This is a genomic window from Enterocloster aldenensis (genome assembly GCF_003434055.1).
GTDB lineage: Bacteria > Bacillota > Clostridia > Lachnospirales > Lachnospiraceae > Enterocloster > Enterocloster aldenensis.
The window spans coordinates 54,646-69,703 of the sequence record NZ_QVEX01000019.1 but is presented as its reverse complement, the minus strand read 5'-3'; the positions used below and the strand labels follow the sequence as shown (position 1 = coordinate 69,703).

Below are 15,058 nucleotides of genomic sequence, written 5' to 3'. Positions count from 1 at the left end.
TCCTTTTCTATTGTGCGGCTTCATTCCCTGTGCCGTTCATTTCCTTTTCAAACCGGTATATTGCTTCAAGCACGATCTTGATTTCCTCATCCCAGCCTCTTGCCAGCCCCTCATTAGCTGTCTCGTAAATCACTTCCCCTGTAACCAGGTTGCCGGAAACAGCGCTGATCATGGCCGCCCTCTTCTTCCTTTTATGGCAGACCGTGTAAAGCGCGGAGCTCTCCATCTCCACGTTCAGGCATCCCAGCCCGGAAAGCTTGTCAATCCATTCCTGGGTTTCCCCGTAAAAGGCGTCGTCCGATGCATTAATCCCGTAATACACCTTTCCATATAAATCAGGCTGCATTTCCCTGGCCGTATCTATGATGGCCCTGGTCAGGTCAAAATCCGGCACAGCCGGGAAACAGTCCGGCACATAAAAACGGCTGGTCCCCTCATTTTTCATGGAACCGGTGGAAATCATCAGGTCGCCGATCTTAATATGATCCTGCAGGGCAGCGCTGCTTCCAATGCGTATAAGGCATTCCGCCCCGATGTTCATCAGTTCCTCCGCCGCAATGGCAGCCGAAGGGCAGCCCATGCCGGTGGAGGTGACGGAAACCTTGACCCCCTTATAAAATCCGGTGAAGGTGCGGTGTTCCCTGTTAACCGCAACAAATTCAGCGTTATCAAGATACTTGGCCACGCGGTCGGAACGCGCGGGGTCACCTGGCAAAAGCACATATTTTCCTATATCGCCCGGTTTCAGATGAATGTGATACTGCTTCTTTCCTGCTGTCTTACTTTCTTTGTCCAGTGCCATCAGCCCTGTACCTCCTTTATTTTCTTCATTTTACGGCTGGCCGCGGCTGACTTCTGGATGGAGTAAACCGTAAGGCCTGCAATGGTTGCCAGATATGGCAGCATCTGTATGAACTCAGACGGGATCTTAAGTACCTGAAGGATATTGGAAAGCCCGTCAAAAAATGCGAATATCATGGATGACAGCAGGGCCCCCGCGGGCGTGGCCTGTCCCATGGAACAGGCTGCCAGGGAAATGAACCCGCGCCCAGCCGTCATATCCCTTACAAACATGTTAAGATAACCCATGGAAAGGTACATTCCCCCAAGTCCTGTCATAAGGCCGCACAGCACAATGGCCAGGAACTGTATCCTCACCACGTTCTGCCCCACGCTGGATGCTGCGTCCGGGTTCTCGCCCACCGCCCTCATGCGCAGCCCCGTAGGCGTCTTATAGAGAAAGAACCAGATGGCTGCCACCATGAATAACGCAAAGTATGTCAGTGCATTATGTCCTGACAGGATTGTCCCGATAACAGGGATATCCCTGATGACAGGAATGTCCACGTTGGGGAATGCAAAGCTTTTTAAGGAAGAGGAGTTGCCCTTTTCCCCGGTGGCCAGCTGAAGCACGAATACCGTAAGACCGGTAGCCATGGTGTTTACAGCCGTGCCGCAAAGTACGTTGTTGGCCTTCAGGACAAGATGGAAATATGCAAACACCGCGCTTACCGCAACCGCTGCCAGCAGGCCTGCCAGCACGCCCCAAACAAGGTTCCCGCCAAAGGCGCTGCCAAGGACGCCTGCCAGGGCTGATATGAGCATGATTCCTTCCAGCCCCATATTCACCACCCCTGCTTTTGTACAGATTACAGCGCCCAGGGAAGCAAAGATAATGGGGGTTGCCACACGTATCCACATGTACACAAAGTCCGTACTGATGATTAAGCCCAGTAAATTCATGCCTGCGCCACCTCCTTTTCCTCTGCTTTTGCGGCCTTGACAATCAGATGCTGCCTCCAGCCTTTTAACAGTGCGTCCGCTGCAATCAGGAACATCATGACGCCCTGGATGATATCCACCACCTCGCGGCCCACATCACTGCTGCGCGCCATGATATCCGCACCCACATTCAGGTACCCGATAAAGGCAGCTGCCAGAGGAACCAGCAGCGGATTGCTTCTGGCCAGCAGCGCAACCACGATGCCTGTCCACCCATATCCGGGGGTTGTGGTCCACTTAAACCGGTTATACATGCCAAGAAGCTCCGCTCCGCCTCCCATGCCTGCGATGGCCCCTGCAAGGACCTGGGCCGCAACCATGAGCCCGGTGACCTTAAGGCCCGCATACCTGGCAAACAGCGGATTGTCCCCGGTAATCCTGAGCCTGGTCCCCAGGGATGTGCGGTACAGGAAAAACCATACCAGGATACAAAGCAGGATTCCCAGCACAATGCCTGCGTGGATCCTGGTTCCGTTAAGGACAACGGGAAGCCTGGATGTCTTTTCAAATTCCAGGGAAGCCAGGCTGGAGCTGCTGACCTCGCGGAAATGATAGCTGACCATGTAAATGGCAAAAAACTGCACCACGTAATTGAACATGATGGACGTAACCAGCTCGCTTACATTCCATTTCATTTTCAGCAGGGCCGGGACCAGTGCAACCGCGGCCCCGCAGAATCCTCCGAACAGGATGGCCGCCGCCGGGTGGACGCCGCCCGGAAGCTTACAGGCAATGGCCACCACCATGGCGCCTGTTATTCCGATAAAGAAGGAACCTTCTGCAATCATGGAAAACTGGCCGGAACCAAAGATAATGATTACTGCCAGCGCCGTGAACATTAACGGCGACGCCGCCTCTATGATGTTGCCCACCCTGCGCAGGGAGGTAAATGGCCCCAGGAAAAAACTGCTGATGGCTGTCCACGGGTCATCGCTTACAATAAACACAATGACAGATACCAGCACACAGGCTATGAGGATTATCAGGGCCAGCTTCACAAGGTCCACCAGCAGGTTGATTCGTTTATTACTGTTCATGCCGCGCCTCCTTTATCTCTTCCTCCGACTGTACCTGGATTCCCAGCATATAGGTTCCCAGCTGGTTTTCTGTCATCCGGGAGGTGTCGCTGATATAAGCCACGATCCTTCCCTCATACATGACAATCAGGCTGTCGGAAAGGCCCAGTACTTCATTCAAATCAGAAGTCACAAGGATGACCCCGTTCCCTTCATCCCTCATCTCAACCAGGCGTCTGCGGATAAACTCCGTTGCGCCCACATCCACACCCCTGGTGGGCTGGTCCGCGATGATGACCTGAGGGGACCCGGACAGTTCCCTTGCCAGGACCGCTTTCTGGATATTGCCGCCTGACAGGCTGTTGATGGCCACGTCCTGGGACTTACAGAATATCAGGTACTGTTTTACCATCTCATCCCCGTATTCCTTTACCGCCCTCTTATCCCGCACCCCGCTTTTAAAGAAACGCTTCCAGCCCAGCTTATCTGCAATCATATTCTCCGTAATGGAAAGGTGGGGCGCCATGCCCATGGTCATCCTGTCCGCAGGAATATGGGCCAGCTTCAATTTCCTGATCTTCTCAACTGAATATCCCTTGATATCCTGTCCGCTTATCTCAATGGTACCGCGGCTGTAAGACCCCATACCGGTAATGGCCCGCACCAGTTCGGTCTGCCCATTGCCCTCCACCCCGGCAATTCCAAGGATCTCGCCTTTTCTCAATGAGAACGACACATGGTCCACTGCATGCTTCCCATTCTCGTCCACCACCACCAGGTCCCTTACCTTAACCAGGGCTTCCTTTGGACTGGCCGGCTCCTTCTCCACATTCAGGATAACGTCCCTGCCAACCATAAGGCGGGAGATATCCTGCTCCGAAACCTGTTCCACCTCATGCACCCCCATGGTGGTCCCGCGGCGTATGATGGTAATCCGGCTGCATATCTGCTTAATCTCCTGAAGCTTATGGGAAATGAATATGATTGTATATCCATTGTCCCTCAGGTGCAGAAGCTCATCAAACAGTTCCTGGGTCTCCTGGGGCGTCAGCACGGCCGTGGGCTCGTCCAGGATCAGGATCCTGGCCCCGCGGAACAGCGCCTTAAGGATCTCTACCTTCTGCTTCTGTCCAACGGTCAGGTCCTCCACCCGCTTGTCCGGGTCCACGTAAAGGTTATATTTCCTGCCCATCTCTTCCACCTGCTTTCTTGCAAAAGCCAGGTCTACCATGACGCCCTTCCTGGGCTCCATGCCCAGGATGATGTTCTCCGCAACCGTCAGGGAGGATACCAGCATGAAATGCTGGTGCACCATTCCAATCCCCATTTTTATTGCCATCTGCGGGGATGACATATGTACCTGTTTTCCATTTACATAAATTTCACCTGATGTCGGCTGTTCCTCGCCAAACAGGATTTTCATCAGGGTAGACTTGCCCGCACCGTTCTCACCGGATAGGGCATGTATCTCCCCAAGGTTCACGGACAATGTCACATCCTTGTTGGCCATGACCCCATTGGGGTAGATTTTCACAATATGGGACATTCTCAATGCTTCTTCTGCCATAATCAACACCTCATCCTTCCGGCGCCGCCCTTCCTGCACCGCATGTTTCCAAGATCCACACCGGATTTTACGTTCAAAAAAGGAGGCCCTGTATCCGCTACAGCAGCCTCCCGGACCAGACTTCCCTGCATCAAGGCTTCATGCCATCACGAAGAGCTGCTACGTCTTCTGTTGTCATGTCAAAGGCGGTTCCAACCGTGATATCACCGCTTATAACCTTCTGTTCTGTCTCGTCAATAAATTTCTGGATGTCCTCAGGAACAAGTTTTGTATAGTTTTCATTCTTTGCCAGACCCACTGCCCCGCTGTCCAGTCCCAGGATGTAATCCTGGTCCAGGCTCATGGTTCCCTCGCTCCATCCCTTGACAGAGGTATAGATGGATTCACCCACATTCTTAAGGCTGGAGGAAATCACATTGGCTGCCAGTTCCGGATCGGAATCCTTTAATTCTGCATAAAGGTCCTGGTCGCAGGCAATCAGGTATTTATCTGACTTCTGCGCTGCTGTCACGGCGCCCAGGATGGACTGGGAGGCCGGCGCGTAAACCACCTGGGCGCCCTGGTTATACAGCTGGGTGGTCATTTCCATGCATTTGGAAACATCCTCAAAGGAGCCCACGTAGGAAGTCACGACCTTAATCTCAGGATCCACATACTGGACGCCTTCCAGATACCCTACCAGGAAATCATTGATATTGGACGTATCCATGGAACCTACGAAGCCTAAAATCTTCTTGGAAGGATCAATCTTGGCATCACCGGAATCCAGCATCTTGGCCGCCAGTACGCCGGAAAGGAATGCCGCCTGGTTGGAGTAGTAGTTAACGCCCATCATATTGCCTTCTGTCACCACGTCCCTGTCAACCGACACGTCAAAAATCAGGTAATTCTTATCAGGGAACTCAGCCGCAATATCCTGGGCCAGTTCCTTGACAGACCAGGTTCCGGATACAATCATGTCCCAGTCCTGCTCAGACACATCCAGATAATTGCCCTCGTAGCTGGTTTCGTCCCTGCCCATCTCGATGGTCTTGACCTCGGCCCCCATCTTATCCGCCAGCATCTGCATGCCGCTTGCGGCGGAGTCATTGAAGCCCTTGTCGCCCAGGTTGCCGTTGCACAGATAAACCACTTTCAGGGGTTTGTCAGAAGCACCTGCGTCATCTGCATTTTCCTCCTGCGCCTGTGCCGTGGTATCCCCTGCCTGGGATTCCTTGCCTGCCTGCACCGCTGCTGTCTCTTTTGCGGAAGATCCGCAGCCAGCCAGCATGGATGCTGCCATGGCGGCCGCCAGTAGGGTACTTACGATTCTTTTCTTCATTTCCATTTCCTCCTGTAATCGTACATGTTATTTTAACAAACTGCTTATTCAGCAGAAGGTTTCACTTGTCACAGTCTGCGGTCCAGTGTAAAACGGTACCAGTTGCTATCCATCCTGTACTTGTGATAGCTTAATGGCTCCTCGCCCTTAAACAGCACCTCATCCATTACAATGACAATGGGGCATTGGGGCTGGTCCACCACCTCGCTGGACCACTCCACAGCGCTCATGGAAAGCCTGGAACGCTCCGCCTGCTTATATAAGGAGGCAAGGGCAAATTCCTTCAGCCCTTCCTCATCATCAATTGCTATTTCCTCTTTTTCCAGAAGCAGCACAGGGATGATTGCCACCGAAGACGCCACGTAAGCATCGCCTACAAAATATTTCATGTCCACGGCCACTGCCGTGAACCCCCTGCCGTTATATCCCAGCAAATCGCCAATCAGCCGTCCTCCGTTCTGGACGCTGATGACTGCCTCCACCCTTGTAATGGCATCCACGCAGCTGACAAGGCATGGGTTGGTAATATGCTGAAGCCCATCCTTATTCCTGGCCAGCTGTCCCGTTACCGTGGTCTTTTTCCCCTGCATCTTATAGATATAACCGTCCTCTTCCAGCTTGCGCACCGCCATACGCACCGTACTGCGGCTTACGTTCCAGTACTCTGCCAGGATGTTCTCTCCCGGAAGGGAATCCCCCTCCTTCAGCTTCTCATCCTGGATCAGCTGGTAAATAATATCGTAAATCTGCACATAATAAGGTATATTCAAATCCCCCAGCTGGGGCATTTCCTTATAATCCATCAATTATGCCATCTCCTTGTCTTTCCTGATTATAAGCCTCATTGCTTCAATTGCGGTCCTGATTGCCCTGTCCTCAATATCGATTCCCGTATTCCTGCCGTTATCGCTGTAATTCCTGCAATTGGTGGCGCTGGCCATCACACAGGCCGTCCTGATTCCCAGGGACGCACCCACTGCAAAGAGTGGGGCGCATTCCATGCTGGTGGAGGCGGCCCCGCCTTTTTCATATGCGGACCACTTATACTGAAGCTCCGGTCCCACCGGCTTGGTTTCCGGCTCGGTCTGTGTGTAAAAGGACGCCTTGGTGATGGTCACTCCCACATTATATGGATAATCCAGGTTAATGGCTGCCTGCTCAATGCATTTAAGCATCTGGAAATCCGGCACGGAAGGAAATTCCACCGGCAGATAGTGCTGGCTCACCCCCTCCATCTTCACTGCCCCGTTGGGGATTACCACATCCCCCAGGGACACCTTGGGAGATACGGACGCACAGGTGCCCACGCGCATCATGGTATCCGCGCCGCACTGGTGCAGCTCCTCAACCGCAATGGCAGCAGACGGTCCCCCAATCCCGGTGCTGGTCACAGCCACCATGGTACCATCCAGTTCCCCTACGAATGTCCTGTATTCCCTGTTATAGGCAATCTCCCTTGGATTGTCAAAATATGCTGCTATTTTCTCCGTACGCTCCGGGCTTCCCGGAAGGAACACGTACCTTCCCACATCCCCGGCTTCCAACCCAATGTGCATCATTTTCTTTCCCATAACATTTCTCCTTTATCCCTTTTTATTTATTCGGCTTATGGGCCTGCGCTCCCTCATGACCCATCTGCCGTCCACGCACATACCGCATACATCCGCACCCAGGGCACTGTACACCAGCGCCGCGTACAGCTTGTCCGCCCGGTTCCTTATAAACATTACTATGACTTGTTATACCGCCCCGGCCTCATGTCCTGGAATACGGAGAACAGCCTGCGCACGGCTTTTACGGAATCCACCTCCACGCACACGGCAATCTCCTCCCGGTCAAGGACCGGTACGAACCCGCTGTCAGTCTTTATCATGCCCTTAAATGCCTCATTCCCATATTCCACCCCTGCCCTGACCATCTTAAACATGCCCAGGGACGGGTCTTCTGCTATCAGTACGGCCAGCGGGTCATGGACCACGCACGCGTTGGCCATGCCCATGGATACCCGGTGGAATTCAAAATAGAATTTAAGCACATCCTTTATATACCCTGCAATGGGCCTGCATTCTTCCAGACAGTATGTACACAGGTCCTGCACATCCCTGTCCGTGATGAATGTCTTCATGGTCACATCCAGGCCTGCCAGTATCAGATTGAATCCTGCCTTAAACACAATATCCGCAGCCATGGCATCCCCGTAGATATTGGCCTCGGCATAAGGTGTTATATTGCCGGGCGCATTCAGGGTGCCGCCCATGGATACCACCCGTTTCACCTTTCCGGGAAGCCCGGGGTCTTTCTGAAAGGCCAGGGCCAGGTTGGTCATCCTGCCTGTGGTTATGATGATCAGTTCCCCTTTAAGCTCCTCTGCCTTCCTTATAATGAAATCACAGGCAGGTTCCTCAAGAGGTTTCTGGGTGCTCTTTGGCAGCTCCACATTGCCAATTCCATTATCCCCATGGATAAATGCCGGCGCCGACTCAAACACCCCCTCCAGGGATTCATTGGCGCCCACGGCCACCGGCACCTCATAGCCGCAGCCTGAAAGTTTTATCAAGCGCAAGGAGTTGTCCGCAGATTGTTCTGCATTGTTATTGCCAAAACATGTGGTAATCCCTTCCACCCGGAAATTCGGGGACCTGAGTGCGTATAATATGGCCAGGGAATCATCCACTCCCGTATCTGCGTCAATAATAATCCGTTTCATAACCCATACTCCTTTTCATTCGCTTCATCTTGTATGTCCAGTTTACAACATGGCAGCCAAGTTGTCAACATGGTGTCACCAGTTTTTTATGCTAAATGTACATTTTTTAGACGAATCCGCCATATATTTTTTTAATGTTGCCTAATTATTTTTTAGGGTTTTTATATTTAGGCCAAAATTATTTGCCAATCTATCCTTGCATAACCAGTCATTTTATGTTAAACTAATAGCGTTGCGATGCCTGTATAAGTTCATAATAGGATGAACGTATCTACCAGCTACCGGAATAGTTGACTACATGCTTCTATTTTGTATACTGGCTTTTTTTATGTAAAAAACCATGCACCACACAGAAATGCTTAACAAGCAAGCGAAAGGAGTTATTATTATGAATCCAACCAACAACTTCGACGTAATCATCATTGGCGCAGGTCCTTCCGGCATCTTCTGCGCATACGAGCTCATCCAGAAAAAACCTGATATGAAGATTCTGATGGTGGAAAAGGGACGCCCCATTGAGAAACGTGTATGCCCCAAGCGTACCACCAAAGTCTGTGTAGGATGTAAACCATGTTCCATCACAACAGGATTCGCGGGCGCAGGCGCATTTTCAGACGGAAAACTGTCCCTGTCACCGGATGTGGGCGGCAACCTTCCGGAAATCCTGGGTTATGACAGGACCGTGGAACTGCTCAATGAATCCGACAACATTTACCTGAAATTCGGGGCCGATACCAATGTGTACGGCATAGATAAGCAGAAAGAAATAGAAGAAATCCGCCGCAAGGCCATCAATGCCAACTTAAAGCTCATCGAGTGCCCTATCCGCCACCTGGGGACAGAGGAGGGTTATAAAATCTACACCCGCCTTCAGGAACACCTTCTGGCACAGGGAGTCATCATGGAATTCAACACCATGGTTAAGGATATCATCATTGAGGACGGTACGGTAAAAGGCGTCATCACGGATAAGGACAAGACCTATCACGCGCCTGAGGTCGTTGCTGCCATTGGACGCGAAGGCTCCGACTGGTTCTCCCACATCTGCGGGGACCACGGCATTGAAACCCAGGTAGGGACCGTGGACATAGGCGTCCGCGTCGAGGTAAGGGATGAGGTCATGAAGTTCCTCAATGAGAACCTGTATGAAGCCAAGCTGGTATACTATACCCCAACCTTTGATGACAAGGTCCGTACCTTCTGTACCAACCCATCCGGGGAAGTGGCCACGGAATACTACGAGAACGGGCTTGCGGTTGTCAACGGACATGCCTACAAGTCCCAAGAATATAAGACCAACAACACCAACTTTGCCCTTCTTGTCAGCAAGAACTTCACCAAGCCCTTTAACGAGCCCATTGAATACGGCAAGCACATTGCCCAGCTTTCCAACATGCTCTGCGGCGGCCGTATCATGGTACAGACCTTTGGTGACTTCCAGAGGGGACGCCGTACAACAGAAGAACGCCTTTGCCGCAATAACCTGATACCCACGCTTAAGGATGCCGTGCCCGGGGACCTCTCCCTTGTATTCCCACACCGCATCATGACGGACATCAAGGAAATGCTCCTGGCCCTGGACAAGGTAACCCCGGGCATTGCCAGCGATGAGACGCTGCTCTACGGCGTGGAGGTTAAGTTCTATTCCAACAAAGTAGTTGTGGACACTGATTTTGAGACCAGCGTAAAAGGACTGCGCGCCATCGGCGACGGGGCGTCCGTTACCAGGGGGCTGCAGCAGGCTTCTGCCAATGGTATCAGCGTGGCACGGAGTATACTGGCAAAATAAGAATATAAGATAATTGGCTTACGAATGGCAGCAGTCGGGAACTGTTTCTGCCAACACTAAGGAGGACCATCATGAAACCGGATTTTATCCACACCCTTCCAAAGGTGGAGCTTCATGTCCATCTGGAAGGAACATTAAGCCTTGAACTGATTCTGGAACTGGCTGAGAAGAACCATATGGAGCTTCCAAGGCCCAAAGAAGATTTATTTACATTCACAGGACTGACTGATTTCCTGGAAATGCTCAACTGGACCTGCTCCCTTGTAAAAGACGGAGCAGATGCAAGGAAACTGGCCTATAACTATGCCAGATACGCATCTTCCCAGAACATAATGTATGCAGAGGTCATGACCAATCCCACCCACTGGAAGTCCCTGTCATACCAGGACCTGATTGAAAACATACTGCAGGGCTTTGACCAGGCATACGATGACGGCTACTGCGACTGCCGTCTGCTGGTATCACTCCTGCGTTCCCAGACAAGGCGAGAATCCCTGGAACTGGTACGCTATATGACAGCGCACCGTCATCCCCGTCTGCTGGGTCTCTCCGTGGACGGCAACGAAGCAGCTTCCCCCCAGTCCGGCCAGGTGCTTTATGAGGCATTCCTGGAAGCCAGAAATGCCGGTTTCGGCATCACGGTCCATGCAGGAGAATCCTCTCCTGCAGAAGGGGTGACCCAGGCCCTGGATATCTTGGGCGCCATGCGTATTGACCACGGCGTACGGGCAATCTCAGACCCGGACCTGTTAAAACGCCTTGCAGACGGACAGATTACCTTAAACACATGCCCTACATCCAACCTGATGGAACTGTACAAAACAATGGACGAACATCCGCTGAAGGATTTATATAATCTGGGAATACCCGTGACCGTAAGCACGGATGACCCTGAACTTTTCCGGATTGACCTCTGCCAGGAACTTGAGCGTGCAGCCCTGGCCTGCGGCTGGACCGAAAAGGACCTGATCCGCATCCAGGAAAACGCAGTCCGCGCCAGCTTCTGCGATGAAAGCACCAAACAGATGCTTTTAGAAAAGCTGGAGGTGTTCTGCCGGTTCTTTGGATTACACGCATAATCAGGCATCCATTGCCGTAACATCATAATGGAGCCATTGCAAATGCAGATGAATCATCCGCATTTGCAGTGGCTCCTATCCTTTTATCAGGCATAACCCCAACCCCCGCAGCATATAGTTAGTTAAATAAAATCAAGAGGTTTCCAAGTATATGAAAATACGGAATAAAAGCGTCTTTATCATATCAATCCTTATCCCCCTGGCCGTTGGTTCAATCTCTGCCTTGATCAGCGGAAACATGTCATCATATACCGCATTAAATAAACCTGCGTTCAGCCCTCCTGGATATATTTTTCCGATTGTCTGGACCATCCTTTATATACTGATGGGAATTTCCTCATATATTGTTTATTCTTCAAATAGTCCCAATAAAGCCAAAGCATTATTAATCTACGGCATCCAGCTATTCTTCAACTTTTGCTGGAGCATTCTTTTCTTTGGTTTTAATCTTTACCTGTTAGCTTTTATCTGGCTCATTGCATTAATCTTCATAATAATCATTATGATAAGGGAGTTTTACGCCGTCACCCCGCTTGCCGCTTATTTACAGATCCCGTATTTGATATGGTGTATATTTGCCGCGTATTTAAATCTGTTCCTATTCATCATGAACTGATCCGTATGTGAATCTCAAATCATCTTTATACAAAACAAGAGCCGTTCATCTGTCATCCAGCAACGGCTCTCACTTTTAATTTACATATGTATTATACCAGCGCTTCCTCGGCCGCCTCGTTCTCCAGCAGGGTAGTCTCATACTTATTCAGAATAATGGTCTGAATCATATCCCTTGTATTAGAGTTGATGGGATGGGCAATATCACGGTATTCCCCGTCCGCTGCCTTGCGGCTTGGCATGGCTATGAATAACCCCTTCTCCCCCTCGATAACCTTGATGTCATGAATGACGAATTCATTGTCCAGGGTGATGGAAACAATTGCCTTCATCTTCCCTTCCTTTTCTACCCGTCTCACTCTCACGTCCGTAACCTGCATGTTCTTATACCCCTTCCGTCTTATCCCGCATCATCCACAGGCGCGCTCCCCGTGCGCATTCCCGTGGTCAGACACGTCTTATAATGTATACCTCTCGTTCTTCTCCACGACGATTTTGATGTTCTCCGGTGTGCCGATATGTGTGGTGTTGGCTCGGATTGTATCCCTGCTCTCCACGATGCAGTTCTCAATCACCGTGTTGTCTCCAATATAAACATCGTTCAGGATGATGGAATTCTTAATCACACAGTTATTGCCCACATATGCCTTTTTAAAGAGAATGGAATTCTCAACCGTGCCGTTTAAGATACAGCCGCTGGAAATCAGGCTATTCCTTACAATGGCTCCAGGGTTATACTTGGCCGGCGGTAAATCGTCAATCTTGGTGTACACGTCAGGGTACTGCTTAAAGAAATAATCCCTTACCTCTGGCTTCAGGAAGTCCATATTGGTCTTGTAGTAGGAATCCACAGAGGCGATATTATTCCAGTAGCCGTTCAGCTTATAGGCATAAATCCTCTTCAGGTTCTTATAACGCACAAGGATATCGTTCACCAGGTCATACCTGTCTTCTGCCGCACAGCGCTCCAAAAGTTCGATGAGCTGCCTTCTGCGGATAACATAGATACCGCAGGAAATGGTAGTTGCATCGCTTGCCATGGGCTTTTCTTCAAAGTCCGTGATGCGTCCGTCGTCATTCAGCTTCACACAGCCAAACCTGGTCACATCCGTGCCGTCTTCCATGTCCTTGCACACAACCGTGATATCAGCCTTTTTCTCAATATGGTATTCCAGGACCTTGTTGTAGTCCAGCTTATACACGCCGTCGCCGGCCGCAATCACCACATAGGGCTCATGGCTGTTCTTTAAGAATGTCAGGTTCTGATAAAGGGCATCTGCCGTTCCACGGTACCAGTCCCCGTTCTCCGGTGTGATAGATGGCGTGAATACGAATAATCCGCCCTGTTTGCGTCCGAAATCCCACCACTTGGAGGAACTTAAATGCAGGTTCAGGGACCTGGAATTGTACTGTGTAAATACCGCCACATTCTGGATGTGGGAATTGGTCATGTTGCTCAATGCAAAATCAATACTGCGGTAGCTTCCTGCAACCGGCATGGCAGCCACTGCCCTTTTATTTGAAAGTTCCCGCATCCTCTTGCTGTTACCACCAGCTAATACAATACCGATTGCTCTCATTTTACGCCACCTGCCTTTATAATGTAATTTCCGCTTGCCAGTAATCCGTCAGGATAGTCACTTACGGTTGTATCGCCTGCTATGGCAGTATTCTTCCCAATCTTAACCCCGTCAGGCACAATGGAATTCTCACCAATGGTTACAATGTCAAACTGATAGACCTTGGGGTCATATGCACTGGGCGCATACTCGCCCACTCCAATCTCCACGCCGGAACCGATCTTCACGTTCTCCGCGACAATCGCTTTGTCCACAACGCTTCCTGCGCCGATTACACAGCCCTGCATGATAATGGAATCACGTACCACGGCTCCCTTTGCAATGGTGACTCCTGCGCCGATTACAGAGTTTACAACCTCTCCGTAAATCTCCGTGCCTTCACCGATGATGCTTCTCTCGATGCTGGCTTCACTTGATATGTACTGAGGCGGGATTACGTCGCTCTTGGTGTAAATCTTCCAGTATTCTTCATACAGGTTAAACTCAGGAATGATGTCTATCAGCTCCATATTGGCTTCCCAATAGGAACCAAGGGTACCCACGTCCTTCCAGTATCCATTGTACTCATAAGCAAATTCCCTGTCTCCCTTTGCATGGCAGTAGGGGATGATATGCTTGCCGAAGTCACACCCAGGCTCGTCCTTCATCTTAATCAGGGCTTCCTTAAGCACCGGCCAGCTGAATATGTAGATACCCATGGATGCAAGGTTGCTTCTCGGCACTGGGGGCTTCTCTTCAAATTCCATGATACGGTTGGACTCGTCCGTAATCAGGATGCCGAAACGGCTTGCTTCTTCAATGGGTACAGGCATGGCAGCAATGGTGATATCTGCGTTATTGGCTTTGTGATAGTCCAGCATTACCTCATAATCCATCTTATAGATATGGTCGCCGGATAAAATCAGCACATATTCAGGATTATATGACTCCATATACTCCAGGTTCTGATAGATTGCATTAGCAGTACCGGTATACCAGTCACTGCCTTTGCTGCGCTCATATGGTGACAAAATGGTCACACCGCCCACGTTCCGGTCCAAATCCCACGGAATACCAATCCCGATATGGGTATTTAAACGCAATGGCTGGTACTGTGTCAGGACCCCGACGGTATCTACCCCGGAATTGATACAGTTACTCAGTGGAAAATCAATGATTCGGTACTTTCCCCCAAAAGATACGGCCGGCTTGGCTACTTTCTGCGTCAGTACGCCAAGGCGGCTTCCCTGTCCGCCTGCTAAAAGCATGGCTATCATTTCTTTTTTAATCACGTTATCACCTCTTGCTGTTAAAATTTTTGTAATTTTAATTATAGCACAAACTTCGTAAATAGTACATAAATTTTTGAATTTATTTCACCGTTTTTGTGCATTTTTCCGACATTTTCTTCCTAAAATAACCATTTCGCACCGATTTTCCCCATATCTAGTGCCTCACAATGGATTTTACCACTAAATATCCCACCCCCACCCCGCGCAATTTGTCTGATTCCGGTCCAATGTCCGCACAAACATCATATCAGATAAATCCCGCCTTATAACTGTTAATTTCTACCACCGTCAGGTCCCATGGGCATACATTATAAATAGGAAGACAGAATAA

General features: G+C 50.4%; 15 protein-coding genes and 1 riboswitch. Of the genes, 3 read left to right on the top strand and 12 right to left on the bottom strand.

From position 1 onward, the window contains the following. Window positions 1–7: 7 nt before the first annotated feature. The 9 genes from DWX59_RS24620 to DWX59_RS24585 all read right to left on the bottom strand — a co-directional run bounded on the left by DWX59_RS24620 (window position 8) and on the right by DWX59_RS24585 (window position 8,393). Window positions 8–802, bottom strand: coding sequence for a nucleoside phosphorylase (locus tag DWX59_RS24620; protein WP_117562520.1), 795 nt, complete (start codon window positions 800–802; stop codon window positions 8–10). Then, window positions 802–1,743 carry an ABC transporter permease gene (locus DWX59_RS24615; RefSeq protein WP_117562517.1) on the bottom strand — a complete coding sequence of 314 codons (942 nt, stop codon included), beginning with the start codon at window positions 1,741–1,743 and terminating at the stop codon, window positions 802–804. Before DWX59_RS24615 ends, DWX59_RS24620 begins: the two co-directional genes overlap by 1 nt. Beyond that, entirely contained in the window at window positions 1,740–2,819 is a 1,080-nt protein-coding gene (locus DWX59_RS24610; protein ID WP_117562514.1) for an ABC transporter permease, read from the bottom strand. The genes DWX59_RS24615 and DWX59_RS24610 overlap by 4 nt, the downstream gene beginning before the upstream one ends. Continuing rightward, window positions 2,809–4,365 carry an ABC transporter ATP-binding protein gene (locus DWX59_RS24605; RefSeq protein ID WP_117562512.1) on the bottom strand — a complete coding sequence of 519 codons (1,557 nt, stop codon included), beginning with the start codon at window positions 4,363–4,365 and terminating at the stop codon, window positions 2,809–2,811. Before DWX59_RS24605 ends, DWX59_RS24610 begins: the two co-directional genes overlap by 11 nt. Window positions 4,366–4,495: 130 nt before the next feature. Then, complete coding sequence (locus tag DWX59_RS24600) at window positions 4,496–5,686, bottom strand: BMP family lipoprotein (RefSeq protein ID WP_165642605.1); 1,191 nt, start codon at window positions 5,684–5,686, stop codon at window positions 4,496–4,498. Between the two features lie 68 nt (window positions 5,687–5,754). After that, window positions 5,755–6,489 (bottom strand): GntR family transcriptional regulator, encoded by a 735-nt coding sequence (locus DWX59_RS24595; RefSeq protein ID WP_117562603.1) that lies wholly within the window; start codon window positions 6,487–6,489, stop codon window positions 5,755–5,757. Between the two features lie 3 nt (window positions 6,490–6,492). Further along, window positions 6,493–7,257 carry a nucleoside phosphorylase gene (locus DWX59_RS24590; RefSeq protein WP_117562510.1) on the bottom strand — a complete coding sequence of 255 codons (765 nt, stop codon included), beginning with the start codon at window positions 7,255–7,257 and terminating at the stop codon, window positions 6,493–6,495. Between the two features lie 12 nt (window positions 7,258–7,269). Then, window positions 7,270–7,413, bottom strand: a complete 144-nt coding sequence (locus tag DWX59_RS28915; protein ID WP_166460296.1) for a hypothetical protein — start codon at window positions 7,411–7,413, stop codon at window positions 7,270–7,272. A gap of 2 nt (window positions 7,414–7,415) precedes the next feature. Continuing rightward, on the bottom strand, window positions 7,416–8,393 hold the full coding sequence (locus DWX59_RS24585) for a nucleoside hydrolase (RefSeq protein WP_117562508.1): 978 nt from the start codon (window positions 8,391–8,393) through the stop codon (window positions 7,416–7,418). Between the two features lie 221 nt (window positions 8,394–8,614). Beyond that, window positions 8,615–8,710: riboswitch (purine riboswitch) on the top strand. A 71-nt stretch (window positions 8,711–8,781) separates the two neighbouring features. Between DWX59_RS24585 and DWX59_RS24580 the strand changes: the two genes are divergently transcribed. From DWX59_RS24580 to DWX59_RS24570, 3 genes are all read left to right on the top strand, one after another. Further along, window positions 8,782–10,182, top strand: a complete 1,401-nt coding sequence (locus DWX59_RS24580; RefSeq protein ID WP_117562505.1) for an NAD(P)/FAD-dependent oxidoreductase — start codon at window positions 8,782–8,784, stop codon at window positions 10,180–10,182. Between the two features lie 71 nt (window positions 10,183–10,253). Further along, window positions 10,254–11,261 (top strand): adenosine deaminase, encoded by a 1,008-nt coding sequence (gene add / locus DWX59_RS24575; protein ID WP_117562503.1) that lies wholly within the window; start codon window positions 10,254–10,256, stop codon window positions 11,259–11,261. A 151-nt stretch (window positions 11,262–11,412) separates the two neighbouring features. Then, complete coding sequence (locus DWX59_RS24570) at window positions 11,413–11,877, top strand: TspO/MBR family protein (RefSeq protein ID WP_117562501.1); 465 nt, start codon at window positions 11,413–11,415, stop codon at window positions 11,875–11,877. Between the two features lie 91 nt (window positions 11,878–11,968). On the opposite strand, the gene spoVG is transcribed toward DWX59_RS24570, so the two are convergent. The 3 genes from spoVG to DWX59_RS24555 all read right to left on the bottom strand — a co-directional run bounded on the left by spoVG (window position 11,969) and on the right by DWX59_RS24555 (window position 14,727). Beyond that, complete coding sequence (gene spoVG, locus DWX59_RS24565) at window positions 11,969–12,256, bottom strand: septation regulator SpoVG (RefSeq protein WP_117562499.1); 288 nt, start codon at window positions 12,254–12,256, stop codon at window positions 11,969–11,971. 78 nt (window positions 12,257–12,334) lie between these two features. Next, a complete protein-coding gene (gene glgD / locus DWX59_RS24560; protein ID WP_008720661.1) occupies window positions 12,335–13,456 on the bottom strand; it encodes a glucose-1-phosphate adenylyltransferase subunit GlgD in 1,122 nt (373 codons plus the stop codon). After that, window positions 13,453–14,727: a glucose-1-phosphate adenylyltransferase gene (locus DWX59_RS24555; RefSeq protein WP_117562497.1), complete on the bottom strand. Its 1,275-nt coding sequence runs from the start codon at window positions 14,725–14,727 to the stop codon at window positions 13,453–13,455. Before DWX59_RS24555 ends, glgD begins: the two co-directional genes overlap by 4 nt. Window positions 14,728–15,058 lie beyond the last annotated feature (331 nt).